General features: G+C 63.9%; 23 protein-coding genes and 1 pseudogene. 13 read left to right on the forward strand and 11 right to left on the reverse strand.

What is annotated here, in order from left to right; all coding sequences use genetic code 11:
• Positions 1-15 precede the first annotated feature (15 nt).
• Positions 16-1,311, forward strand: coding sequence for an MmgE/PrpD family protein (locus tag AC2FMN_RS11190; RefSeq protein WP_496688228.1), 1,296 nt, complete (start codon positions 16-18; stop codon positions 1,309-1,311).
• On the opposite strand, the gene pyrC is transcribed toward AC2FMN_RS11190, so the two are convergent.
• Complete coding sequence (gene pyrC, locus AC2FMN_RS11195; protein ID WP_496688229.1) at positions 1,308-2,345, reverse strand: dihydroorotase; 1,038 nt, start codon at positions 2,343-2,345, stop codon at positions 1,308-1,310. The two genes, AC2FMN_RS11190 and pyrC, sit on opposite strands and share 4 nt — an antisense overlap.
• A 144-nt stretch (positions 2,346-2,489) precedes the next feature.
• Here pyrC and AC2FMN_RS11200 point away from each other — a divergent pair, with 144 nt between their 5' ends.
• On the forward strand, positions 2,490-3,398 hold the full coding sequence (locus AC2FMN_RS11200; protein WP_496688230.1) for an AAA family ATPase: 909 nt from the start codon (positions 2,490-2,492) through the stop codon (positions 3,396-3,398).
• 37 nt (positions 3,399-3,435) lie between these two features.
• Positions 3,436-4,689 (forward strand): vWA domain-containing protein, encoded by a 1,254-nt coding sequence (locus tag AC2FMN_RS11205; protein ID WP_496688231.1) that lies wholly within the window; start codon positions 3,436-3,438, stop codon positions 4,687-4,689.
• A gap of 3 nt (positions 4,690-4,692) precedes the next feature.
• Here AC2FMN_RS11205 and AC2FMN_RS11210 read toward each other — a convergent pair whose 3' ends face one another.
• Positions 4,693-5,193: a hypothetical protein gene (locus AC2FMN_RS11210; RefSeq protein ID WP_496679754.1), complete on the reverse strand. Its 501-nt coding sequence runs from the start codon at positions 5,191-5,193 to the stop codon at positions 4,693-4,695.
• A gap of 175 nt (positions 5,194-5,368) precedes the next feature.
• Here AC2FMN_RS11210 and AC2FMN_RS11215 point away from each other — a divergent pair, with 175 nt between their 5' ends.
• The 7 genes from AC2FMN_RS11215 (at position 5,369) to AC2FMN_RS11245 (ending at position 12,562) form a co-directional block, all read left to right on the forward strand.
• Complete coding sequence (locus AC2FMN_RS11215; RefSeq protein ID WP_496688233.1) at positions 5,369-5,920, forward strand: YeeE/YedE thiosulfate transporter family protein; 552 nt, start codon at positions 5,369-5,371, stop codon at positions 5,918-5,920.
• A 3-nt stretch (positions 5,921-5,923) separates the two neighbouring features.
• Positions 5,924-6,517 carry a DUF6691 family protein gene (locus tag AC2FMN_RS11220; protein ID WP_496688235.1) on the forward strand — a complete coding sequence of 198 codons (594 nt, stop codon included), beginning with the start codon at positions 5,924-5,926 and terminating at the stop codon, positions 6,515-6,517.
• A 107-nt stretch (positions 6,518-6,624) separates the two neighbouring features.
• The gene (locus AC2FMN_RS11225; RefSeq protein ID WP_496688237.1) at positions 6,625-7,593 is read left to right on the forward strand and encodes an XdhC family protein; all 969 of its coding nucleotides are present in this window, start codon (positions 6,625-6,627) and stop codon (positions 7,591-7,593) included.
• On the forward strand, positions 7,590-8,594 hold the full coding sequence (locus tag AC2FMN_RS11230; RefSeq protein ID WP_496688238.1) for a molybdopterin-binding protein: 1,005 nt from the start codon (positions 7,590-7,592) through the stop codon (positions 8,592-8,594). Before AC2FMN_RS11225 ends, AC2FMN_RS11230 begins: the two co-directional genes overlap by 4 nt.
• Positions 8,595-8,742: 148 nt before the next feature.
• Positions 8,743-9,228, forward strand: a complete 486-nt coding sequence (locus tag AC2FMN_RS11235) for a (2Fe-2S)-binding protein (RefSeq protein WP_073279505.1) — start codon at positions 8,743-8,745, stop codon at positions 9,226-9,228.
• Between the two features lie 81 nt (positions 9,229-9,309).
• The gene (locus tag AC2FMN_RS11240; RefSeq protein ID WP_496688240.1) at positions 9,310-11,670 is read left to right on the forward strand and encodes a xanthine dehydrogenase family protein molybdopterin-binding subunit; all 2,361 of its coding nucleotides are present in this window, start codon (positions 9,310-9,312) and stop codon (positions 11,668-11,670) included.
• 100 nt (positions 11,671-11,770) lie between these two features.
• On the forward strand, positions 11,771-12,562 hold the full coding sequence (locus AC2FMN_RS11245) for an FAD binding domain-containing protein (protein ID WP_496688242.1): 792 nt from the start codon (positions 11,771-11,773) through the stop codon (positions 12,560-12,562).
• Positions 12,563-12,598: 36 nt separating this feature from the next.
• Here AC2FMN_RS11245 and AC2FMN_RS11250 read toward each other — a convergent pair whose 3' ends face one another.
• Complete coding sequence (locus tag AC2FMN_RS11250) at positions 12,599-13,498, reverse strand: MurR/RpiR family transcriptional regulator (protein ID WP_496688244.1); 900 nt, start codon at positions 13,496-13,498, stop codon at positions 12,599-12,601.
• Positions 13,499-13,586: 88 nt separating this feature from the next.
• Here AC2FMN_RS11250 and AC2FMN_RS11255 point away from each other — a divergent pair, with 88 nt between their 5' ends.
• Together AC2FMN_RS11255 and AC2FMN_RS11260 are read left to right on the forward strand one after the other, a co-directional pair.
• Positions 13,587-14,351: a beta-keto acid cleavage family enzyme gene (locus AC2FMN_RS11255; RefSeq protein ID WP_496688245.1), complete on the forward strand. Its 765-nt coding sequence runs from the start codon at positions 13,587-13,589 to the stop codon at positions 14,349-14,351.
• A gap of 1 nt (position 14,352) precedes the next feature.
• The gene (locus AC2FMN_RS11260) at positions 14,353-15,669 is read left to right on the forward strand and encodes an aspartate aminotransferase family protein (protein WP_496688247.1); all 1,317 of its coding nucleotides are present in this window, start codon (positions 14,353-14,355) and stop codon (positions 15,667-15,669) included.
• Positions 15,670-15,732: 63 nt separating this feature from the next.
• Here the strand turns inward: AC2FMN_RS11260 and infC are convergent, their stop codons facing one another.
• The 7 genes and pseudogenes from infC to cobA form a co-directional block, all read right to left on the reverse strand.
• On the reverse strand, positions 15,733-16,323 hold the full coding sequence (gene infC, locus AC2FMN_RS11265; protein ID WP_490360621.1) for a translation initiation factor IF-3: 591 nt from the start codon (positions 16,321-16,323) through the stop codon (positions 15,733-15,735).
• Between the two features lie 115 nt (positions 16,324-16,438).
• A complete protein-coding gene (locus tag AC2FMN_RS11270) occupies positions 16,439-17,272 on the reverse strand; it encodes a ferredoxin--NADP reductase (RefSeq protein ID WP_496688249.1) in 834 nt (277 codons plus the stop codon).
• 89 nt (positions 17,273-17,361) lie between these two features.
• Positions 17,362-17,769 carry a DUF934 domain-containing protein gene (locus AC2FMN_RS11275; protein ID WP_496688250.1) on the reverse strand — a complete coding sequence of 136 codons (408 nt, stop codon included), beginning with the start codon at positions 17,767-17,769 and terminating at the stop codon, positions 17,362-17,364.
• Positions 17,766-18,527 (reverse strand): phosphoadenylyl-sulfate reductase, encoded by a 762-nt coding sequence (locus AC2FMN_RS11280; protein WP_496688252.1) that lies wholly within the window; start codon positions 18,525-18,527, stop codon positions 17,766-17,768. The genes AC2FMN_RS11275 and AC2FMN_RS11280 overlap by 4 nt, the downstream gene beginning before the upstream one ends.
• The gene (locus AC2FMN_RS11285) at positions 18,517-20,181 is read right to left on the reverse strand and encodes a nitrite/sulfite reductase (protein ID WP_496688254.1); all 1,665 of its coding nucleotides are present in this window, start codon (positions 20,179-20,181) and stop codon (positions 18,517-18,519) included. Before AC2FMN_RS11285 ends, AC2FMN_RS11280 begins: the two co-directional genes overlap by 11 nt.
• Positions 20,182-20,247: 66 nt before the next feature.
• Positions 20,248-20,562 (reverse strand): DUF2849 domain-containing protein, encoded by a 315-nt coding sequence (locus AC2FMN_RS11290; RefSeq protein WP_005983495.1) that lies wholly within the window; start codon positions 20,560-20,562, stop codon positions 20,248-20,250.
• A pseudogene (cobA, locus tag AC2FMN_RS11295) lies at positions 20,562-21,320 on the reverse strand (uroporphyrinogen-III C-methyltransferase); the annotation flags it as partial. The gene AC2FMN_RS11290 and the pseudogene cobA, both read right to left, overlap by 1 nt.
• A 162-nt stretch (positions 21,321-21,482) precedes the next feature.
• Between cobA and AC2FMN_RS11300 the strand changes: the two are divergent.
• A complete protein-coding gene (locus tag AC2FMN_RS11300; protein ID WP_149775231.1) occupies positions 21,483-21,962 on the forward strand; it encodes an Lrp/AsnC family transcriptional regulator in 480 nt (159 codons plus the stop codon).
• Here AC2FMN_RS11300 and AC2FMN_RS11305 read toward each other — a convergent pair whose 3' ends face one another.
• Complete coding sequence (locus AC2FMN_RS11305) at positions 21,963-23,144, reverse strand: cytochrome P450 (RefSeq protein ID WP_496688361.1); 1,182 nt, start codon at positions 23,142-23,144, stop codon at positions 21,963-21,965.
• Positions 23,145-23,147: the final 3 nt, after the last annotated feature.

A 23,147-nucleotide genomic window follows, 5' to 3' on the forward strand; every position in this document is an offset into this window, starting at 1 on the left:
GTTAGACTGCGCCGCATGACTGATTTCACAAGCGCTCTTTCCGAATTCGCCGCGGGTCCCGCGTCCACGACTGCGCAGGCTAGGATCGTCACGTCTTTGTCCGCGCTCGATTGGTTGGCGGTCGGGCGCGCAGGCGTCAACGAACCGGTCTCGCGCATCCTGCGGGAGATGGTGCTGGACGAAGGCGGGTCCGGACAGGCCACCCTGTTCGGCGGCGGGACCGCGCCGATGCGCGCTGTGGCTTTGGTCAACGGCACGGTGTCGCACGCGCTGGACTATGACGACACGCATTTCGCCCACATCGGCCACCCCTCGGTGGCGGTGTTTCCCGCCGCACTGGCCGTGGCCGAATGGCAGGACCAACCCATCGTCGATCTGCTGGAATCGGCCTTGGTGGGGATGGAGCTGTCCATCCGTGTCGGCCTTTGGCTGGGGCGCGGGCATTATCAGGTCGGGTTTCACCAGACCGCGACGGCGGGGGCGTTCGGAGCGGCCGTGGCAGCTGCCCGCCTGCTGGGATGCGATCCGGCGGCCATGCGCCGGATTCTGGGGCTGACCGCGACCCGGGCGGCGGGCCTCAAGGCGCAGTTTGGCACCATGGGCAAGCCTTACAATGCGGGGCAGGCTGCTTCGGTCGGGGTCGAGGCCGCGCTGCTGGTGCAGCGGGGGTTCGTTCCCAATCCCGACGCCCTGACCGGTCCGTTCGGGTTTGGCGCGACGCATCACGGTGCCGATGACACCGCTGCAGCTCTGTCGGGACTTGGGGATGAGTGGCTGATCGAAAGCGTCAGCCACAAGTTCCACGCCTGCTGCCACGGGCTGCACGCCGCGCTCGAGGCGGCGCGCGATCTGGACATCGCCGAACCCGAGGTGGCCGAGATCAAGATTCGCACCCATCCCCGTTGGATGAGCGTCTGCAATCAGACCGCGCCGACGACCGGGCTGGGCGCCAAATTCTCCTATCGGACGGTGATCGCGATGCAGGCGCTGGGATACGATACGGCCCTGCCTGAAAGTTACACGGACAAAGTCTGCGCCGATCCGCGCCTGCAATCGCTGCGCGACCGGATCACGGTCGAAGCGGATGAAACGCTGTCCGAGACTGAGGCCCGCTTGGCGCTGCTGCGGCGGGACGGGGCGCGGCGCGAGGCGACCCACGATCTGGCCGCGCCGATCTCGATTTCCGAACGCGAGGACCGGGTCCGTGACAAGGCCGCCAAACTGATCGGCGCGGACGAAGCGGATGCGATCTGGTCGATGCTGCGCACCGGCGGGCGCGCAGCGGATCTGGCAAAACGATTGGTTGACTAGACCACGCGCCAGTGCAGCGGGAAGCCGGGGTCGAACACGGTGACCGGGCCATCGCGCGTTTCGATCTTGTCGGGGTAGGTGATCGGTTCGCCCTTCTGCAGGGTGATGGTCTGATCGTTGACGGGCAGCCGGTAGAACCTGGGCCCGTTGACCGAGGTGAACCCTTCAAGCTTGTCCAGAGCACCCGCGCGGTCAAAGACCTCGGCCACCAGCGACATGGTGTTCGTGGCGGTGAAACACCCCGCGCAGCCGCAGGACGTCTCTTTGTTGGCGTCGGTATGCGGGGCGCTGTCAGTCCCCAGAAAGAACCGTTCGTCGCCCGAGGTCGCGGCATCGACCAGAGCCTTTCGGTGCTCTTCGCGTTTGGCGACGGGCAGGCAGTAGTAGTGCGGCTTGATCCCGCCCACAAGAATGTGGTTGCGGTTGATGATCAGGTGATGCGCGGTGATCGTTGCGCCAAGGTCGGTTTCGTTCGCGCGCACATACTCCACTCCGTCGCGGGTGGTGATATGCTCCATCACCACGCGCAGGCCCGGCGTGGCCTTGCGGATCGGGTCCAGAACGCGGTCGATGAACACCGCCTCGCGGTCGAAGATGTCAATCTCGGCATCGGTGACCTCGCCATGCACGCAGAGCGGCAGGCCGATCTCGGCCATCCGTTCCAGCACGGGGCGCACCCTGTCGAAATCCCGCACGCCCGAGGCCGAGTTGGTCGTGGCCCCTGCCGGGTACAGCTTGACCGCCTTGACCAGACCGCTGGCATGGGCCGCGGCCATGTCGTCGGGGTCGGTATCCTCGGTCAGGTACAGGGTCATCAACGGCTCAAAGCTCATGCCTTCGGGCAGGGCGGCCAGGATACGGTCGCGATAGGACGCGGCCTGAGCGCCGGTCACCACCGGGGGCACAAGATTGGGCATGATGATGGCCCGCGCGAAATGGCGGGCGGTTTCGGGCAGGACGGCCTGCAGCATGGCGCCATCGCGCAGATGCAGGTGCCAGTCATCGGGGCGGCGGAGCGTCAGAGTATCGGTCATGGCGCCGGGCTAGCACAGGTAGGCCGCACGGGAAAGTGACAACAAACCTTGCCAGACGACCAGATTGCCGCAAGTCCCGGAAAGATCACGGTCTTGACGCGCAGCGGCAGCCATGACCTGTTGTGCCAAGGGAGATAGAGACACATGAGCCAGCCAGATACCATCGACGCCGTTCAGAAGATGCTGGGCGAACAGGGCTATGTCTGTAGCCGCGCCCTGGCCACCGTGGTTTTCCTGTCGCTGAAACTGGGCCGGCCGCTGTTTCTGGAAGGTGAAGCGGGTGTCGGCAAGACCGAGATCGCTAAGGCCCTCGCCTCTGGACTTGGCCGCCGCCTGATCCGGCTGCAGTGCTATGAAGGGCTCGATGCGTCCTCGGCCGTCTATGAATGGAACTTTCCCGCGCAGATGGTGGCCATCCGCACCGCCGAGGCGGTCGGAGGGTCCGACCGGAAGGGTCTGCAGGAGGAACTGTTCAGCGGCGACTATCTGATCCGCCGCCCGCTGCTCGAGGCGATGGAGCCCGACCCGGCTGGCCCGCCGGTGCTGCTGATCGACGAGTTGGACCGCACCGACGAACCGTTCGAGGCCTTCCTGCTGGAGGCGCTGAGCGACTTCCAGGTAACCATCCCCGAGATCGGCACGATCAAGGCGCCCGAACCGCCCATCGTCATCGTCACGTCGAACCGCACGCGCGAGGTGCATGACGCGCTCAAGCGCCGCTGCCTGTACCACTGGGTCGACTACCCCGATTTCGACCGCGAGCTGGAGATCCTGCACGCCCGCGCGCCCGAGGCCGCCGAGGCGCTGAGCCGCGAAGTGGTGGCCTTTGTCCAGCACCTGCGCACCGAGGACCTGTTCAAGAAACCCGGCGTGGCCGAGACCATCGACTGGGCGAAATGCTTGCTGGCGCTGGACGTGATCAACCTCAGCCCCGAGGTGATCGGCGACACGCTGGGCGCGATCCTGAAATACCAGGACGACATCCAGAAACTGCAGGGCTCCGAGGCCAAGCGCATTCTGGATCAGGCCAAAGCCACGCTCGAACCGGTCTGATGTCGTCGCGGCGCCAAAACACTCCGGGGGCCTAGCGATGGCCGAACAGCTTCCGCTGGATATCCCGGTCGATCCGAAACTGGCGCAGAACATCACCCATTTCGCGCGCGCCTTGCGCAAAGCCGGGCTGCCGATCGGCCCGGGCCGCGTAGTCGACGCCATCCGCGCGGTGCAGGCGGCGGGCTTCACCCGCAAGCAGGATTTCTATTGGACCCTGCACGCCTGTTTCGTGAATCGGCCCGAGCATCGCACCGTGTTTGCCCAGATCTTCCGCCTGTACTGGCGCGATCCAAGGTATCTGGAGCATATGATGTCGATGATGCTGCCGGCCATTCGCGGAGTTCAGGAGGAACGCGCGGCCGAGGCCGGCGAAAAACGCGCGGCCGAGGCCTTGCTGGACGGTGTCGAACGGGACGAACCGAAAGGCGCGGAGCAAGAGGGCGAAAGCGAAATCGAGATTGACGCCACTCAGACCGCCTCGTCCGAGGAACGGCTGCGGTCGCTGGATTTCGAACAGATGAGCACCGCGGAAACCGCGCAGGCCAAGCGCATTCTGGCACGGTTGCAATTGCCTGTGGACCCGATCGCCTCGCGCCGTGGTCAAGCCAGCCATCTGGGTCGGCGGATCGACCGGGCGCGCACCTTGCGCGCGGCCATGCGCCAGGGCGGCGAACTGCGAGAGATCGCGCTGGTCCAACCGAAACCGCGCTGGCCCAACCTGATCGCGCTGTGTGACATCTCGGGGTCGATGAGCCAGTACAGCCGGATCATCCTGCACTTCCTGCACACGGTCTCGAACGCCAAGGGGGCCGGCTGGGCCAAGGTGCATGCGTTCACCTTCGGCACGCGGCTGACGAACATCACACGGCACCTGCATCAGCGCGACGTCGATGCGGCGCTGGCCGCCGCCGGGGCCGAGGCGCAGGATTGGGAGGGCGGCACGCGCATCGGCGAATGCCTGCACCAGTTCAACCGAGACTGGTCGCGCCGAGTTATGGGGCAGGGGGCCGTCGTGCTGCTGATCACAGACGGGCTGGAACGGGGTGACCCCGATCTGCTGGAAAAAGAGATCGAACGCCTGCACCTGTCGGCCCGTCGACTGATCTGGCTTAACCCGCTGCTGCGCTGGGACGGGTTCGCGCCCAAGGCGCAGGGCGTCGCCGCCATGCTGCCGCATGTGGACAGCTTCCGCGCCGGTCACTCTATTGCATCGCTCGAGGATCTGGCCGCCGTGATCTCAAGACCCGACGACCAGGGAGAAAAAGCGCGCCTGATGGCGGCTTTGTCATAGTAGTTACTGCATCAGTTTCTCATTGCATTCGCGTGCCATTTCCATGGCCTTGTAGGTGCCGGTCAGATCGACGGTGAAGCCAAAAGACTTCTCGGGGAAGACGATCATCACCTTCTGGCGCGCCAGATCATCGGCGAATTGCGGATCGTCCGACAGGACATAGCCGCCCGAATAGCCCTTGGTGATGTTGCCCTTCATGCCAGTTGCCTCGCCGACATAGAGGTTGTCGCCCAAAAGGATCGCTACCCCTTCCTTCTCGCCACGCTTGATGTCGGTTTCGGCCTTGGTAAAGACCCCGACATATCCCACGCCGCGATCTTCGGTCAGGCCCATCTGAACCACGTTTTCCACGTCGTCCACGGCCTCGATCAAGCAGGATTTCTTGTCGTTGTCGATGAAGACCTTCCAGCCCTCGACCTCTCCGTATTTTTCGAATGTGTCTGCCCAGGCGGGGGCTGCCGCGACAAGCGCCGCCAAGAAAGATGCGGAAATGTGTTTCAACATGTTCGTCTCCAAATCTCGAAAATCAGGGATACCGCAGACCGGCGCCGCGAGCGTAGAGCGGCGGCTCGCGTTAATCAACCGGAGGCTCCCGGGCCATTTGATCCAAATCATGCAGGAAACGGAATGCTTAAAATATAAGGGAAATGGAATGTGAGAATCTTCAGGAGGAAATGCCATGCCAATGACCTGGAAAGCGGGTGGAATTCTGCTCGGCCTTGTGTTCTTTTTGGCGATCTTGCTGGTCAAGCCGATCGGCGTGTCCACGCAGTTCGTCATTCTGGACGGCATCATCGCCGATGCCGTCAACCCGGATTTCGTGACCGCAACCGATGAGGGCTATACCTCGACCAACGCATATCTGGCGAAATCCGGGGGCAAATACGCGAAATCGGTTGCGAACCCGCTGAACTATTCCTTTGTCTTCGTCCTTGCGATGATGTTGGGCGGGTTCCTGTCGGCTAGGGCCCGGGGCGGTATCGAGGGCCAGGACCGCAAGGTTCCCGCATTGTGGCGGGCGAATTACGGCGACGACCCGTTGAAACGCTATCTGGTCGCCTTTCTGGGAGGTTTCATCGTTTTGTACGGGGCACGGCTGGCCGGGGGCTGCACGTCCGGACACATGATGTCGGGCATGATGCAGACGGCCGTCAGCGGGTACATTTTCGCCGCCGGAGCTTTTGCCGCCGCGATCACCGTTTCGATCCTGATGTTCAAGAAGGAGGCCTGAGCCATGATGTCCATCATACTTGCAATTGTCATCGGGGTCGCATTTGGCGCGGTCCTTGATCGGGCCGGCGCGTCGAACCCTTCGACCATCAACAAGATGCTGAACCTGACGGATCTGCGGTTGGCCAAGGCGATCATGCTGGCCATCGGTCTTGGTTCGGTTCTGATGTTCGGCGGTCAGATGATCGGGCTGGTCGATGTGGGCCACATGTCGATCAAGGCGGCCTATGCCGGCGTCTTCCTGGGCGGGCTGCTGCTGGGGGCCGGCTGGGCGATGGCCGGCTTTTGCCCCGGAACGGGCTTGGTGGCCGCGGCCTCGGGACGCAAGGACGCGCTGTTCTTCGTGGCGGGCGGATTGCTGGGCGCTGCGGCCTACATGATGACCTATCCGATGTGGAAGGCCAGCGGCCTGCTCGACCCGATCTGGGGCGGAAAGGTAACACTCGGTATCGTACCGGGGTCGGGCTATGATGCTGTAACAGGCCTGCCTGGCGACATTCTGGGCTTTGTTCTGGGCCTGGCGTTCATCGCCATTGCCTTTGCGCTGCCCGAACGGCTGTTGGGCCAACCCTCAGGGCAAGCGCATCCGGCCGAGTGACGGCCCGCTGCGCATATCCTTGAAAGCCCGGCGCGCGGTGACGTGCCGGGTTGCTTTTCATCCCGCAAAACCTGCTTATGTTGAAGCGGATCAGGCGGGAGGCTCCGATGGACAGATTTGACAACAGCCCGGAAACGGCTCTGGCGTGGTTCCGCAAAGGGCGTGGCGCCGCGTTGGCCACCGTCGTCGAAACCTGGGGCAGCGCGCCCCGGCGGGTGGGTGCCCAGCTGGTCATCGGCGGCGACGGCCGGATCGAAGGCTCGGTCTCGGGCGGATGTGTCGAAGGCGCGGTGATCGTCGAGGCGCTCGAGGCCATGCAGGAGGGCGAGGCGCGCCTGTTGGAATTCGGTGTCAGCGACGAGGATGCCTTTGCCGTCGGGCTGGCCTGCGGAGGCACGATCCGGGTTCTGGTCGAGCCGGTGGGCTCGGTCCTGCCAGAACCGATGCTGGCCGAACTGGTGGCGGCGCGGGCGCGGCGCGAGCCCATGGCCTATGAGGTCAACGTCGAGACCGGCCACCGCGCGCTGCCGCGCAACGCCTATGCAGACCGGCTGCGCATGGATCGCTCGGGGTTCGAAGAAGATGGTCAGACCTTCGTGGCCGTGCACAACCCGCCCTTGCGGCTGATCGTGGTGGGCGCGGTCCATATCGCGCAGGCACTGGTGCCGATGGTGCGGATCGCGGGTTATGACCCGATCATCATCGACCCGCGCGAGGCGTTTGCGTCCAAATCCCGTTTTCCCGGTGAAAAGCTGCTGACCGACTGGCCGGACGAGGCCGTGGCCAGCATCGGTCTGGATGCGCGCACGGCGATGGTTCTGCTGACCCACGACCCCAAGCTGGATGATCCGGCTCTGCAGGCTGCGCTGAACTCGGACGTGTTCTATATCGGCGCGCTGGGGTCGTCGCGCACCCATGCCAAACGGGTGCAGCGGATGACCGAGGCGGGATTCTCGGCAACGCAGTTGCAGCGCATTCATGGGCCGATCGGTCTGGATATCGGTGCGGCAGGACCGGCTGAGATTGCTGTTGCGATCATCGCGCAGATGACGGCCGTGCTGCGGGGCAAGGCATGAAGTTCGGCCCATTACCGGTTGCGGACGCGAAGGGTGCGATCCTTGCGCATTCGGTCATGGCTGGCACGAAAAAGCTGCGCAAGGGAATGATGCTAGGCGACGCGCATGTTGCCTTGTTGACCGAGGCGGGCGTGTCCGAGGTGGTCGTAGCGCGGCTGGAACCCGGCGACTGTCACGAGGACGAGGCCGCGCGCCAATTGGCCGCGGCGCTGACCCCGGATCCGAAGGGTGCCAACTTGCGCGTGACCGATCCGTTTACGGGCCGCGTCAACCTGATTGCGGATCAAGCTGGGGTTGCCGTTCTGGACGTTGAGGCTCTGCTTGCGTTCAATCAGGTCAACCCGATGATCACGGTGGCCACCGTTCCTCAGCATCAGCAGATGGGTGCGGGCGGCATGGTCGCCACGATCAAGGTCATTTCCTACGCGGTGCCGCTGGCGGACGTTCAGCGTGCGGCGAAGCTGGCCAAGGGAGCCATTCGCCTTGCCACGCCGAAGTTTGGCAGCGCCGGGCTGGTGGTGACCGACATCCCCGGCGGGCCGCCCAACGACAAGGGTATCGCCGCGATGCGCGGCCGGGTCGAGGCCCTGGGTCTGAGCCTGGACGACGTGCAGATCGTTCCGCACGCGATCGACGCTCTGGCGCAGGCATTGTCCCGGATGAACACCGATATCGTGATGATCCTGACCGGCTCGGCCACATCCGATGTCGAGGACGTCGCGCCGCAGGCTGTTCGGCGCGCGGGCGGACAGGTGGAGCGCTTCGGCATGCCGGTTGATCCGGGCAACCTGTTGTTTCTCGGGGCTTTGGGCAAGCGGCCGGTCATCGGTTTGCCGGGATGCGCACGCTCGCCCGCGTTGAACGGGGCCGACTGGGTGCTCTCGCGGGTGGCCTGCGGGATCCCGACGACGGGTGCCGATATCGCGGCGATGGGCGTCGGCGGTCTGCTCAAGGAAATCCCGACCCGTCCGCAACCCCGCGCGAAACGCAAAGTGACGTAACGGCAGTTTCGCTCCGCTGGCGACCTGCAATACATGTTGGCAATTGCCCCCCAACGGACGGGTTCGAAACGGCCAAGATTTTTGTTCTCAAACGACTTTTCCCGTGTTTAACTCGGGCCAAGGATAAATACGAAAATGGGAGGAACTTATGACACAGGTCTCAATGACCGTGAACGGCAAGACCGTGAGCGGTGATGTCGAGGGCCGGACGCTGCTGTCCAGCTTTCTGCGCGATCACCTGTCGCTGACCGGTACCCATGTGGGCTGTGACACGGCCCAATGCGGCGCCTGCGTGGTTCATGTGAACGGCGCGGCGGTGAAGTCCTGCAACATGCTGGCGCTCGAGGCGGACGGGGCCGAGGTCGGTACCATCGAGGGGCAGGCCAACCCGGACGGATCGCTGAACGTGATCCAGCAGGCGTTTCAGGATCATCACGGCCTGCAATGCGGTTTCTGCACGCCCGGTATGGTGATGTCGGCGGCGGCCCTGCTGAAGGAAAACCCACGCCCGACCGAGGCCGAAATCCGCAAATACCTGGAAGGCAACCTGTGCCGCTGCACCGGGTACCACAACATCGTCAAGGCGATCATGGCCGCGTCCGGCCAGGACGTCAGCCACATCGCTGCCGAGTGATGCCGCTGCGGGCGCAGGAGGAGGCGCCCGTGGGATGACAGGGATGCGCACAAGCATCCGTTTATGGGAGGAGAACAAGCTATGCCCAAAGACAGTGGCATCGGAGCCAGTTCCAAGCGCCGCGAGGACGTGCGCTTTTTGACCGGGGCGGGCAACTACACCGACGACATCAACATCCGCGGTCAGGCCTATGTGTATTTTCTGCGATCTGACATCGCACATGGCCGGATCAAAAGCATCGACACGTCCGCCGCCGAGGCCATGCCCGGCGTGGTTCGGGTGTTTACCGGCAAAGATTTCGAAGGCGTGGGCGGCATGCCCTGCGGCTGGGAGGTGACCGACAAGCATGGCGCGCCCATGCAGGAACCGCCGCACCCGATCCTGGCGCAAGGCAAGGTGCGCCATGTGGGCGACCCGATCGCGGCCGTCGTGGCCGACAGCCTGGAACAGGCCCGTGACGCGGCCGAAGCAATCGACGTGGATATCGAGGAATTGCCCGCCGTTCTGGACATGAAAGCCGCCGCTGAAGAGGGCGCGCCGCTGGTCCATGACGATCTGAAAAACAATATCTGTTATGACTGGCAGTTGGGCGAGGCCGACGATGACAAGGTGAACGAGGTGTTCGCCAATGCGGCGCATGTCACCACCTTGGAACTGGTGAACAACCGTCTGGTCGCCAACCCGATGGAGCCGCGCGTGGCCGTGGCGGAATACAGCCGGGGCACCGATGAATACACGCTCTATACCACCTCGCAGAACCCGCATGTGATCCGGTTGCTGATGTGTGCCTTCGTGCTGGGCCTGCCCGAGCACAAGGTCCGCGTCGTGGCGCCGGACGTGGGTGGCGGTTTCGGCACCAAGATCTTCCACTACGCAGAAGAGGCGTTCTGCACCTTCGCGGCCAAGGCGTGCAACCGCCCGGTCAAGTGGACGGCCAGCCGGTCCGAGGCGTTCATGTCGGATGCGCAGGGCCGCGACCATGTCAGCAAGATCGAGCTGGCGCTGGATGCCGACAACAATTTCGTCGGGCTGCGGACCCATACCTATGCCAATCTGGGGGCGTATCTGTCGACGTTTTCCAGTTCGGTGCCGACCTGGCTGCACGGGACGCTGATGGCGGGCAACTACAAGACGCCGGTCATTCAGGTGAACGTGCGGGCGATGTTCACCAACACCGTGCCGGTGGATGCCTATCGCGGCGCAGGCCGCCCCGAGGCGACCTATCAGCTGGAGCGCGTGATCGACAAGGCTGCGCGCGAGTTGGGCGTTGATCCGGTGGCGCTGCGCCGGCAGAACTTCATCACGCAGTTCCCCTATGACACGCCGGTGGCGCTGACCTATGATACCGGCGACTACAACGGCACCATGGACAAGCTGGAACAGGCCGCCGATTTCGCGGGCTTCCCGGCGCGACGCGCCGAAAGCGAGGCGCGGGGCAAGCTGCGCGGCCTGGGCGTGAACTGCTATATCGAGGCCTGCGGCATCGCGCCCTCGAACATCGTGGGGATGCTGGGGGCGCGTGCGGGCCTGTATGACGCGGCAACCGTGCGGGTGAACGCCACCGGCTCGATCAGCGTCATGGTCGGGGCGCACAGCCACGGGCAGGGGCACGAGACCGCCTTTCCGCAGGTCGTGGCCGACATGATCGGCATCGACGAGTCGATGGTCGAGATCGTGCACGGCGATACCTCGAAGATCCCGTTCGGCATGGGCACCTATGGCTCGCGCTCGCTGGCGGTTTGTGGATCGGCCATGGTCAAGGCGACCGAGAAGGTGATCGAAAAGGCCAAGAAGATCGCGGCGCATCTGCTGGAAGCCTCCGAGGCCGATATCGAGCTGAAAGACGGTCAGTTCACCGTGGCCGGCACCGATAAGTCGGTGGCCTGGGGCGATGTGACCCTGACGGCCTATGTTCCGCACAACTTTCCGCTGGAGGTCGAGCCGGGGCTGGAGGAGACCGCGTTCTATGATCCGGCCAACTTTACCTTCCCGGCCGGTGCCTATGCCTGCGAGGTCGAGGTTGACCCCGAGACCGGGCATGTGACCATCGAACGGTTCACCGCAGCAGATGATTTCGGCAACATCATCAACCCGATGATCGTTGATGGCCAGGTGCATGGCGGTATCGGACAGGGGATCGGTCAGGCCTTGCTCGAGAACTGCGTCTATGACGAGAACGGTCAGCTGCTGAGCGCGTCCTTCATGGACTATGCCATGCCGCGGGCCGATGACGTGCCGTTCTATACCGTGGATCATTCGAGCCAGACGCCGTGCACGCACAACCCGTTGGGTGTGAAGGGCTGCGGCGAGGCCGGGGCGATTGGATCGCCGCCTGCGGTGGTCAATGCCGTGATCGATGCGCTGAACTCGGGTGGCAAGGCGGTGGACCACATCGACATGCCGGTCAGCCCGTCGCGTGTTTGGGCGGCGATGAACAGCTGAGTGGAGAGGTTGGTGTGCGAGGGGGCAGCCCCTCGCGCTCCCCGGGATATTTACAGCCAGATGAAGGGCGGTTCCTCGCCTTTCGGAAAGGAAGAGCGAAATGTACAATTTCGAGTTCAAGAGTCCCTCGACCATTGCCGACGCGGTTGCGGCATTGGCAGGGGAGGATGCACAGGCGTTGGGGGGCGGGCAGACCCTGATCCCGACGATGAAACAGCGCCTTGCTGCGCCCACGACACTGGTGAGCCTGGGCGGCATTCCCGAATTGAAGGGGGTGTGTGTCGAGGATGACGGATCGATTGCCATCGGTGCAGCGACGACCCATGCGACCGTGGCGCGAGAGGTTGCCGACAAGTATCCGGCGCTGGCCGATCTTGCCGGACATATCGGAGACCCGGCCGTGCGCAATCGGGGAACGATCGGCGGGTCGCTGGCCAACAACGATCCGGCGGCGTGTTACCCGGCGGCGGTGTTGGGATCGGGTGCCGTGGTCGTGACCAATTCCCGTCAGATCGCTGCCGATGACTTCTTTCAGGGCATGTTCACCACGGCACTGGACGAGGGGGAGATCATCACTTCGGTTCGGTTCCCGGTGCCGCAGGCTGCGAGCTATCAGAAATTCCTGCAGCCGGCCTCGCGCTTTGCATTGGTTGCCGTGTTCCTCGCGCGCTTTGCCGGTGGGGTGAGGGTGGCCGTAACCGGGGCCAGCGAGGATGGTGTGTTCCGCTGGACCGAGGCCGAGCAGGCGCTGAACAAGGAGTTCCGGCCCGATGCCCTGATGGACCTGCGGGTCAACCCGATGAACATGATCGGAGATCTGCACGGCAGCAAGGAGTACCGCGCCCACCTGGTGGGCGTGATGACACGACGGGCCGTGCAGGCCTGCATCTGACATCGCAACCGCGAAAAGCCCCGGTGATGGGGCTTTTCATTTGGAGCGCAGGCGCGGCAGTTTGGCGGGTTGCCAATATGCGCCTGCGTCTTCGCGGGCTTGCTGGTATCGGCGGACCCGTTCTGCGGCGGCGTCACCGCTCTGCGCGAAAAGGTGACCCAGCAGAACTTCGATTGCGGCCATGGACCCGGAAAAGCTTGAAAACAGATGTCTCGACCGTGTGCTGACCGTCAGGGTCACGTCCGCGTCAATGCCCGGCGCGATTACGTCGCTGTCGGCCAGCAGGATCAGCCGAAGCCCCCGGTTACGGGCAAATCGCATGGCTTGGATCGTATCGGCGGAATAGGGGTGCACCGTCATGGCAAACAGGCAGTCACCATGATCGGCCTCGAGAAGATCGTCGATGGCTGATCCCATGTGGCGCGGGATAAGGTGCAGGCCGGGATGCGCCATTCGGCCCGCATAGTGGAAATAATAGGCCAGCGCGTAGCTGGCGCGCGTGGCGGTCACGAAGCACCTGCGCGCCGAAGTCATGAGTGTCACCGCGCGCTCCACCTTGGCCGGATCCAGCAGGCGCAAAGAGCGCGCCACCACGTTTAACTCGTTCCGGGCGAATCCCGCCTGGGCGGCGCCGAACTCTCCGCTTTCGGCCATGCGCGACAGCCAGCCTTGATTGAGCCGGTCTTCCCGGTCGGTTGTCAGGTCGTGGCGGAACGGTCTTCGAAAGTCCTCGAAACGCTCATAGCCCATGTACCGTGCAAGCCGGATGACCGCGTTCGTGCTGACGCCGATCTTGTCTGCCGTGGTGCGGATCGAATCCAACGCGAAATCGGCCGGGTGGTCGATGACATACTTGGCGGCGGCCTGAAGCTGGGCCGGCATACGGTCGATCTCGTGGCGCAGCCGGTCGATCAGTTGAGGGGTCGAGTTTTTCATGAGAGAAGAAAAACATATGTTATGAAAATTTCAATCACAAAACGGCGAGCTGAGGTATACATCTCGGGCAGAATGAACGGATGAGACCATGAGCGAAACTCAACGGCCAAAGATGCTTCCCTATGTGCTGGTCGCTCCGAATGGGGCGCGCCGTCAGTATTCGGACCACCCGGCGATCCCATTGACGATCGGCGAGATCGTGGCGGCGGCACGGGCCTGCCATGCGGCCGGTGCCGATGGTCTGCACCTGCATGTGCGTGAAGGTGACGGGACGCACTCGCTGGATGCGGGGAAATACCGCGAGACACTGGCCGAGTTGCGCCGCACCGTTCCCGCGCTGGACATCCAGATCACCACCGAGGCGGCAGGCATCTTTGATGTTGCAGCGCAATACGACTGCCTGCGTCTGGTTCAGCCCACATGGGCGTCGATCGCGGTGCGAGAGATGGCCCGCGCGCCCCAGCTGGCAGAGCGAGTTTATGCGCTGTGCGCCGAACAGGGCACGCGGGTTCAGCATATCCTGTATGATGCGGCCGATGCGGAGCTGTTGCGGGACTGGCAGGCGCGCGGTGTCGTGCGGGCCGGGCAGGAAGAACGCCTGCTTGTTTTAGGGCGTTATGCGACGGGCCAGGAATCCCTGCCCGCCGATCTGGACGCCTTTCCCGAAACCCACGCGCCATGGATGGTGTGTGCGTTCGGCCGGCGCGAACATGACTGTTTGCTTGCGGCTGCGTGTCGTGGCGCCGATGTGCGGGTCGGGTTCGAGAACAGCCTGACGGACGCCGATGGAAATATCTGGCCGGACAACGCAGCCTCGGTCGCGGCGCTTGTGGCCCGTTTGAAAGGACTTTGACATGAGCCATGTTTTTCCCCGCCACACCAAGGCCCAGTTGCCAACAGCCGCCAAGGGCGACGGGTGTTATCTGATCGATACTCTGGGCAAACGGTACCTGGATTGCGGCGACGCGGCGGTATCGTGCCTGGGGCATTCCGACCCAGAGGTGATCCGCGCGGTGCAGGAACAGGTTGAAAAGGTCGCTTTTGCCCATACCGGGTTCATGACGTCGGAACCGGCCGAGGCGCTGGCGGATCTGCTGATCGCACAGGCGCCGGGCGAGCTGGAGCGGGTCTATTTCGTTTCGGGCGGGTCCGAGGCGACCGAAGCGGCGATCAAGCTGGCGCGTCAGTATTTCCTGGAAGTCGGGCAGCCCGAGCGCTCGCGGGTCATCGCGCGCCGCCAGAGCTATCACGGCAACACGCTGGGGGCGCTGTCGGCCGGTGGCAATGCGTGGCGCCGGGCGCAGTTCGCGCCGATGTTGATCGATATGAGCCATATCGCGCCCTGCTATGAATATGCCGAGAAGCGGGACGGCGAGACCAGCTTTGACTATGGCCAGCGCGTCGCGGATGAGCTTGAGGCCGAAATCCTGCGGCTGGGGCCGGACACCGTGATGGCCTTCATTGCCGAGCCGGTGGTCGGGGCCACGCTGGGGGCGGTGCCGGCTGTCGAGGGCTATTTCAAGCGGATCCGCGAAATCTGTGACCGCTACGGCGTTCTGTTGATCTTGGACGAGGTCATGTGCGGCATGGGCCGCACCGGCCACCTGTTTGCGTGCGACCACGATGGGGTCGCGCCGGATATCCTGTGCATCGCCAAAGGGTTGGGGGCCGGGTACCAGCCCATCGGTGCGACCCTGTGTACTGGGGCAATCTACGAGGCGATCCGCGACGGGTCGGGGTTCTTCCAGCACGGGCATACCTATGTCGGTCATCCGGTCGCGACCGCGGCGGCGCTGGCCGTGGTGCAGAAGCTGACCGATCGCCACCTGCCCGAGCGGGCGCGGGCGATGGGAGATGCGCTGCACGAAAGGCTGCAGGCCGCTTTCGGCCAGCACCCCAATGTCGGCGACCTGCGTGGGCGCGGCCTGTTCCGCGGGATCGAGCTGGTGGCCGATCGTGACACGCGCGCGCCGTTCGATCCGGGCCTGGGCGTGGCAGCGAAGATCAAGAAGGCAGCGTTTGACGAAGGGCTGATCTGCTATCCCATGTCCGGCACCCGCGATGGCCGGAACGGCGACCATATCCTGCTGGCGCCGCCATTCATCATCGAAGAAGTGCAGCTGGACGAACTGGTCGAAAAGCTGGGCCGCGCGATGTCGCGGGTGATCTGAGCCGGCCAACGAAAAAGGCTCCCTCGATCCGAGGGAGCCTTGATGCCCTGAACAGGTGCTGGGTTACTTCTGTGGCAGCGGCCCGATCATCATGATCATCTGGCGGCCTTCCATCTTCGGCATGTTCTCGATCTTGCCGATTTCCTTGACGTCCTCGGCCACGCGCTCAAGCAGTTCGCGCCCCAGATTCTGGTGCGCCATCTCGCGGCCGCGGAAGCGCAGGGTCACCTTGACCTTGTCGCCCTTCTCAAGAAACTTGACCACGTTCCGCATCTTCACGTCATAGTCATGCGTGTCGGTGTTGGGCCGGAACTTGACCTCTTTCACCTCGATGATTTTCTGTTTCTTGCGGGCTTCGGCTTCGCGCTTCTGCGTTTCGTACTTGTACTTGCCGAAGTCCATGATCTTGCAGACCGGCGGATTCGCGTTGGGCGAAATCTCGACCAGGTCCAGGCCGGCGTCGGCGGCGAGTTGCATGGCTTTGGCGGGATGAACCACCCCGATATTTTCACCATCGGCGCCGATCAGGCGGATTTCGGGGGCACGGATCTTGTCATTGACGCGCGGGCCGGTGTCGCGTTGCGGCGGCGCGTTGTGAGGTCTGCGAGCTATGGGTTCATTCCTTTGATAATTGCAGAATTTCGAGCCGGGAATTTAAACTGAGACCCCGCGTCTTTCAAGCGGGATAAAGCAGGCGGCGCGCGAAATTCTTTGCCCCGACCGCGCCCGGGGCGGCGGCCGGCGCCTGGGGCACCGGCCATTTCCTACTTTAGCCGACAAAGGCCTTTTCGATCACGAACTCTTTCGGGTCGGAATTGGCGCCTTCGCGCAGGCCGAACTCTTCGAGAATGGCCTTGATGTCGTGGTTGAAGGCCAGCGACCCGCAGACCATGGCGCGGTCGGTTTCGGGCTTGATCCCGCCCTCGATGCCCAGATCCTTGAACACGGTGCCGTCCTTCAGCAGGTCGGTGATCCGGCCCATCTTGGGGCTCTGTTCGCGGGTGGTCGTCGGGTAATAGCGGATCTTGTCGGCAAAGCCTTCGCCGATCAGCTCGGCCAGCAACTCGTCCTGCTTGATCTTCTCAATCAGTTGGCGGCCGTATTCCAGATCGGCCACCTCGCGGCAGGTGTGGGTGATGATGACCTTGTCATAGTCCTCATATGTCTGCGGTTCGCGCAGCAGCGAGGCAAAGGGCGCAAACCCGGTGCCGGTTGCAAAGAACCAGATCCGTTTGCCCGGCAGCAGCGCGTCATGCACCAGCGTCCCCACCGGCTTGGGCCGCAGGATGATCTGGTCGCCCGGCTTGATGTGCTGCAGTTTCGAGGTCAGCGGGCCGTCCGGCACCTTGATCGAGTAGAATTCCAGCTCGTCATCCCAGGCTGGCGAAGCGATGGAATAGGCGCGCAGCAGCGGTTTGCCGTTGTCGCCCAGAAGGCCGATCATCACGAACTCGCCCGAGCGGAACCGCAGCGATTGCGGGCGCGTCACCTTGAACGAGAACAGACTGTCGGTCCAATGCTTCACTTCGGTGACGGTCTGAGCGTCAGGCAGGGTAGGGGCCTTCACGGCGGTTGCTTCGGTCACGGATTTCATCTCGGTCATCGTTTCACCTGCCGGTCTGCTAAACCGGCATCTCCGTTTAATCTTTGATCCATGTCAGGAAAAGGGGGCAGATTGCCCCGTTTGTCGCGTCAGCCGCGCAGGCGGGCCTGATAGTCGTGGCCCTGCCAGTTGGCGCGGGCCAGCCATTGGTCCTCGGGCTGGCGGGCGGCAAGCTCGGCGTCGATCTCGACCTCGTCGAATCCGCTGCGCCGGGCCATGGCGTATTGGTCGGCCAGCACGTGCCCCTTGGCGCGCAGGCGGCCAGTGTAGCCCTTCAGGCGCAGGACGCGCGCGATGGTGAAACCGCGCCCGTCGGCGAAAGAGGGGAAATCCACCCGCACCATCTGTGCATTGCCCAGCCGGTCGAACAGTTCGTCGGGGTCGGTGTCCGACGTCACGTCCAGCGCCACCACGTCATTGGCGGCATCGTCCAGCGAGACAAAGCCGTCGGTCCAGTCGTCGGGCGCAAAGCCCTGGTCGGTCACGATTACGTTCATGTTTTCTCTCCGCTGCGCACCATCTTGCCGTTCACGAAATGGATGCCGCATTCTTCCTTGTTCTGATCGCGCCAGCGCCCGGCGCGGGGGTCTTCGCCCTCCTTCACCGGCGAGGTGCAGGGCGCACAGCCGATCGAAGGGTATCCTTTGGCCACCAGCGGGTGCCGCGGCAGCCGATTTTCTTCCATATAGGCGCGCACGTCTTCGGGTGCCCAATGGGCCAGCGGGTTGACCTTGATCCGGCCGGTGCCGTCCTCGACCTCGAAAAACTCGAGTGCGGCGCGGGTGCCCGACTGGAACCGCTTGCGCCCGGTGATCCAGCCGTCATAACCCGCCAGCGCCCGCTGCAGCGGGATCGTCTTGCGAAGGGTGCAGCAGGCGTCCGGGTCCTTCAGCCGTAGCGCGCCATAGGGGTCGTCCCGCTGCAGGTCCTCTTCGTCGGCGCGGATGACCCGCACGTTCTTCAGCCCAAGGCGCTCGCTCACCTCCTGCTGATAGATCAGCGTCTCGGCGAACAGCATCTGGGTGTCCACGAACAGCACCGGGGTGTTCTTGTCGATCACCGCAGCCATGTGCAGCAACACCACAGACTCGGCACCAAAGCTGGAAACCAGAGCGATCTTGCCGGCATTTTCCAGCGCCCCATGCATCACGTCATGGGCGCTGTGATGCCGGTAGCGGGCGTTGAGCGACTCGACCTTTTCGGTCAGCGCCTGGCGCTCCTTGCCCAGCTCGGTCTGGATTTCGTCAAGCGGCATTGGCCCGGGCCTCGGGGTAGAGGGCCGCCTTGAACGGGACCATTCCAATCCGGCGATAGGTCTCCAGAAAGGTCTCCTCGGGGCTTTCGCGCTGGTCCAGATAGGTCTCGATGATCCGCTCGATGGCCGGAACGATCTCGTCATAGGCAAAGCCCGGACCGGTGCGGTCGCCGATGGCGGCCGTTTCGGTGGCGTCTCCGCCCAGCGTGATCTGGTAGTTCTCCACTCCGGCGCGATCCAGGCCCAGGATGCCGATATGGCCCACATGGTGGTGCCCGCAGGCGTTGATGCAGCCCGAAATCTTGATCTTCAGGTGGCCGATGTCGTGCTCCAGCTTCAGCTCGTCGAACCGGGTCGCGATCTGCTGCGCGACAGGGATCGAGCGGGCCGTCGCCAGCGCGCAATAGTCCATGCCGGGGCAGGCGATGATGTCGCTGATCAGGCCGATGTTCGCGGTGGCCAGACCGTGCTCTTTCAGCTTGGCGTGGATCGCGGGCAGGTCCGATTTGTGGACATGCGGCAGGATCACGTTCTGCTCGTGGCTGATGCGCAGCTCGTCATAGGCGTATTGCTCGGCCAGATCGGCCATCACGCGCATCTGCTCGGCGGTCGCGTCACCCGGCGTTGCCCCGTGCTTCTTGAGCGAGATCGTGACGATCGCGTGATCTGCCTGCTTGTGCGGTGCAATGTTGGTGTCGATCCACGACCGGAAGACCGGATCGTCGGAATAGGCGCTCTCGAACGCCGCGACCGAGCCTTCGCGGAAGGCGGGCGGCGCGAAATGCGCCTTGATCTGATCCAGCAGCGCCATGTCGGCGCCCTTGAACTGCGGGCGCACCTGCAGGAAGCGTTCGTTCACCTTGGCGCGGATCGCGTCGATGCCGTGTTCATGCACCGTGATCTTGATGCGCGCCTTGTACTTGTTGTCGCGCCGGCCGATCTGGTTCCAGACCGAAACGGTGGCCTCGAGATAGGCCAGCAGGTCGTCGAAGGCGACGAAATCAGACAGCTCCTTGCCGATCATCGGCGTACGGCCCAGACCACCGCCCACCAAAACGCGGGCACCCAGAACGCCGTCGCGCTCGACAAGTTGGAGGCCGATGTCATGGGCCTTGATCACGGCACGGTCGTGCTCGGACCCGGTGATGGCGATCTTGAACTTGCGCGGCATGAACTGGAATTCCGGGTGGTCTGTGGACCACTGGCGCAGCAGCTCGGCATAGGGGCGCGGGTCGGCGATCTCATCCGCGGCCGCTCCGGCGAAATGGTCGGCGGTCACGTTGCGGATGGTGTTGCCGCTGGTCTGGATCGCGTGCAGGCCGACCTCGGCCAGCGCGTCCAGCATGTCGGGCACGTCGCGCAGCTTGGGCCAGTTGTACTGGATGTTCTGGCGCGTGGTGAAATGGCCGTAACCCTTGTCCCACTTCTCGGCCAGCAGGGCCAGTTGGCGCATCTGGGCGCTGTTGAGCGTGCCATAGGGGATCGCCACCCGCAGCATGTAGGCGTGTAGTTGCAGATACAGGCCGTTCATCAGGCGCAGGGGCTTGAACTCGTCCTCGGTCAGCGAACCGTCGATGCGGCGCTCGACCTGGGCGCGGAACTGCTTGTTGCGTTCGGCCAGAAAGGCTTTGTCAAACTCGGAGTAGCGATACATGGTCTGGCTGTCCTTTTTGCAGCCCCGGAGCCCGGGGCCTTTTTACGGGGAGAGAGGGGCCTAAGGTCAGGCCCGGGGCTGCGGGGAAGTTTCCTGTTTGCCGTGGGCATAGTTGGACGGGCCAGTCCGACGGAAGTCTTCCCGGAAATGGGTGGGTTCGGGGCCGTTTTCCCCGGCGACGGCATCGGCCAGATAGGCGCCGACGATCTTGTCCACCTGCCGCTGCGCGTCCAGCAGGCGCAGCTGCGCGTGCGCTTCGTCGGTGATCAACTCGGCCTCGCGCAGATCGCGCGACCAGCGGTCATCGGCGGTCAGATAGATCACGTCGCCCTCCAGCAGATCGTTGGCGGTAACGACTTTCGGTGTAAAAGCGCGGGCCATCAGGCGTGCTCCTTCTTCAATTCGGTTGCGGCCCGGACCGCGGCGCGCGGGGCAAGGCCATAGAACATCAGCGCAGGGCCGGTCATGTCGGCTTGCGACAGGTCGGACGCCAACCGGTCTAGGGTGGTTTCCAAAATCCGCTGGTCGGGCCGCGAGGCGTTTTCGATCAGGGTAACGGGCGTGGCCCGGTCGGCGCCGTGCATGAGCAGGCGACCCTGGATGAAACGGGCGGATTTCTTGCCCATGTAGATCGCGGCCACCGACCCCGGACGCGCCAGCCCGGCCCAGTCGTGATCGGCAAAGCCTTGCATGTCGTGCCCGGTCAGGAACCGGACCGACGAATTGCGGCCTCGGCGCGTCAGGCTTTGCCCGATGCTGGCGGCCGCGGCCGAGGCGGCGGTGATTCCGGGAATGATGGCCCAGGAAATGCCCGCCGCATCCAGCGCTTCGATTTCTTCGTCCAGGCGGCCAAAGACGGTGGCGTCTCCGGATTTCAGGCGCACCACGCGCTGCCCTTCCAAGGCCAGCCGTACCAGAAGTGCGTCGATGTCCTCTTGCCGCCACGAGGGGCCGAAACCGGCCTTGCCCACGTCGATCAGCCGGGCCGAGCGACCGGCGATCTGCAGGATGGCGTCGCTGATCAACCGGTCGTGCAGCACCACGTCGGCCCTGTCGAACGCGGTCAGAGCCTTGACCGTCAGCAGGCCCGGATCACCGGGACCCGCGCCGACGAAATCGACATGGTAGGTCTTTTGGGCTGTGTGCGTTTGTTGCATCTGGGCGGTCCGCCGGTTGTTTGACTTGACCTGCAATATAGGAAATATTCCCCATTATGCGCCAGATTGCGCGACAAATAAGAACGAACGTTCCAATGGATCCACCATTCAGGACGTGAGTTTCGAAACGAAAGGAAAATTGGAATGTCGGTGCGCATTGACGACATGGATCGGAAAATTCTGGCCGAGCTGCAGCGCGACGCCAGCCAGTCGCTGGACGAAATCGCGGCCCGCGTCGGCAGTTCGAAGACGCCGGTCTGGAATCGCATCCGCAAGATGAAGGGAGCCGGGATCATCGGGCAGCAGACCGTTCTGCTGGATGCCGAGGCGCTGGGGTTCGAGGCCACGTTCTTCGTACTGATCCGTACCTCGGAACACGAGGCCGACTGGCAGCGCAAGTTCCTCAAGGCCCTGCGTGATCGTCCCGAAGTGCAGGAGGCGCACCGGCTGGCGGGCGATATCGATTACATCCTCAAGGTGCGGGTCAGGAACGCGCGGGCTTATGATGCGTTCTATCAGGCGCTGATTTCCGAGGTGCGGGTCTACAACGTGACCGCCCTGCTGTCGATGGAAGAGATCAAGTCGACCACCATGCTGCCCCTTAACGCGCTGGCCGAGGCCTGATCAGACCCGCACCATCAGCCGTCGCAACCCGTGGAAGTGGTAGCTGTTGGAATAGACCGGCGGTTCGGTCAGGTGCAGGCCGGGGCAGCGGTCGAACAGGATGGGCAGGGCGATGCGCATTTCCAGCCGCGCCAGCGGCGCGCCGACGCAGAAATGCAGGCCGCCGCCAAAGCTGGTGTTGGTCTGGATCTCGCGCGTCGGGTCGAACCGGTCGGGGGCGGCCCATACCGAAGGGTCGCGATTGGCCGCCCCCAGCAGCAGCGCCACCTGGTCGCCGCGGGCAAAGCTGTGACCGAATACCTCGGCCTCCTCGTAGGCGTACCGGGTGAACATGTGCAGTGGCGGGTCATAGCGCAGGATCTCCTCGACCGTGGCGTCGATGCGGTCGGCTGTCAGCGCCTCGGCCCCGGTTCCCGTCTCAAGCAGGGTTTTCACGCCGTTGCCGAGGGAATGCACCGTCGCCTCGTGACCGGCATTCAGCAGCAGGATGCAGGTGGCGATCAGTTCATCGCGCGAAAGTTTCTCGCCGTCCTCCTCGGCGGCGATCAGCCGGGTGATCAGGTCGTCGCGCGGGTCTGAGCGGCGCTGATCGACGTAGTCGTTCAGAAACGCGGTGAACGCGGCGGATGCACGGGCGGCATCGTCCTCGGTCTGGCGCGTGCGGCTGGCCTGATACATGGCCACCATCGCGTGCGACCAGTCTAGCAGTTGCGGCGCCATGGATTCGGGCACACCCAGCAGGCGGCAGATCGTGATTACCGGAACCTGGGTGCAATAGGCATCCAGCAGGTCGAAGCGCGCGTCCGGGAAGGCGTCGATCAGGTCATGGCACAAGCGTTCGATATCGGGCGCCAGCGCGGTGATCGCCCGCGAGGTGAAGGCGCGCAGCACCAGTGACCGCAAGCGGGTATGGCGGGGCGGTTCGGCCTCGAGCAGCGAATGCGCCTCGACAGCAAGCCAGGGCGACAGGTGGTCTGGGCCCGCGGTCGCCTGCTCGGGTGGCACCTCGCGCCCGAACCGCCGGTCGCGCAGCAGGGCCTGCACGGCGGCCAGCGACACTGCAGCGGGCATGTCATATTCGGGCCAGTACACCAGATCGCCGTGCTGTCGCGCGATGTGATAGAACGCATAGGGGTTCTGCACGAAGGTTTGGTCGGTGGGGGCTTGCGACAGAATGATCATGGC

This window comes from Ruegeria sp. BHSC037 (assembly GCF_059613045.1).

What these genes read in the sequence shown, in the direction of transcription:
- AC2FMN_RS11225 (WP_496688237.1), top strand. Translation starts at nt 6,625, where the DNA reads ATGGACAGATTTGACAACAGCCCGGAAACGGCTCTGGCGTGGTTCCGC.
- AC2FMN_RS11255 (WP_496688245.1), top strand. Translation starts at nt 13,587, where the DNA reads ATGAGCGAAACTCAACGGCCAAAGATGCTTCCCTATGTGCTGGTCGCT.
- AC2FMN_RS11200 (WP_496688230.1), top strand. Translation starts at nt 2,490, where the DNA reads ATGAGCCAGCCAGATACCATCGACGCCGTTCAGAAGATGCTGGGCGAA.
- AC2FMN_RS11270 (WP_496688249.1), bottom strand. Translation starts at nt 17,272, where the DNA reads ATGACCGAGATGAAATCCGTGACCGAAGCAACCGCCGTGAAGGCCCCT.
- pyrC (WP_496688229.1), bottom strand. Translation starts at nt 2,345, where the DNA reads ATGACCGATACTCTGACGCTCCGCCGCCCCGATGACTGGCACCTGCAT.
- AC2FMN_RS11190 (WP_496688228.1), top strand. Translation starts at nt 16, where the DNA reads ATGACTGATTTCACAAGCGCTCTTTCCGAATTCGCCGCGGGTCCCGCG.
- AC2FMN_RS11305 (WP_496688361.1), bottom strand. Translation starts at nt 23,144, where the DNA reads ATGATCATTCTGTCGCAAGCCCCCACCGACCAAACCTTCGTGCAGAAC.
- AC2FMN_RS11220 (WP_496688235.1), top strand. Translation starts at nt 5,924, where the DNA reads ATGATGTCCATCATACTTGCAATTGTCATCGGGGTCGCATTTGGCGCG.
- AC2FMN_RS11285 (WP_496688254.1), bottom strand. Translation starts at nt 20,181, where the DNA reads ATGTATCGCTACTCCGAGTTTGACAAAGCCTTTCTGGCCGAACGCAAC.
- AC2FMN_RS11205 (WP_496688231.1), top strand. Translation starts at nt 3,436, where the DNA reads ATGGCCGAACAGCTTCCGCTGGATATCCCGGTCGATCCGAAACTGGCG.
- AC2FMN_RS11235 (WP_073279505.1), top strand. Translation starts at nt 8,743, where the DNA reads ATGACACAGGTCTCAATGACCGTGAACGGCAAGACCGTGAGCGGTGAT.
- AC2FMN_RS11300 (WP_149775231.1), top strand. Translation starts at nt 21,483, where the DNA reads ATGTCGGTGCGCATTGACGACATGGATCGGAAAATTCTGGCCGAGCTG.
- AC2FMN_RS11275 (WP_496688250.1), bottom strand. Translation starts at nt 17,769, where the DNA reads ATGAACGTAATCGTGACCGACCAGGGCTTTGCGCCCGACGACTGGACC.
- AC2FMN_RS11290 (WP_005983495.1), bottom strand. Translation starts at nt 20,562, where the DNA reads ATGGCCCGCGCTTTTACACCGAAAGTCGTTACCGCCAACGATCTGCTG.
- AC2FMN_RS11280 (WP_496688252.1), bottom strand. Translation starts at nt 18,527, where the DNA reads ATGCCGCTTGACGAAATCCAGACCGAGCTGGGCAAGGAGCGCCAGGCG.
- AC2FMN_RS11215 (WP_496688233.1), top strand. Translation starts at nt 5,369, where the DNA reads ATGCCAATGACCTGGAAAGCGGGTGGAATTCTGCTCGGCCTTGTGTTC.
- AC2FMN_RS11240 (WP_496688240.1), top strand. Translation starts at nt 9,310, where the DNA reads ATGCCCAAAGACAGTGGCATCGGAGCCAGTTCCAAGCGCCGCGAGGAC.
- AC2FMN_RS11245 (WP_496688242.1), top strand. Translation starts at nt 11,771, where the DNA reads ATGTACAATTTCGAGTTCAAGAGTCCCTCGACCATTGCCGACGCGGTT.
- AC2FMN_RS11260 (WP_496688247.1), top strand. Translation starts at nt 14,353, where the DNA reads ATGAGCCATGTTTTTCCCCGCCACACCAAGGCCCAGTTGCCAACAGCC.
- AC2FMN_RS11230 (WP_496688238.1), top strand. Translation starts at nt 7,590, where the DNA reads ATGAAGTTCGGCCCATTACCGGTTGCGGACGCGAAGGGTGCGATCCTT.
- AC2FMN_RS11210 (WP_496679754.1), bottom strand. Translation starts at nt 5,193, where the DNA reads ATGTTGAAACACATTTCCGCATCTTTCTTGGCGGCGCTTGTCGCGGCA.
- AC2FMN_RS11250 (WP_496688244.1), bottom strand. Translation starts at nt 13,498, where the DNA reads ATGAAAAACTCGACCCCTCAACTGATCGACCGGCTGCGCCACGAGATC.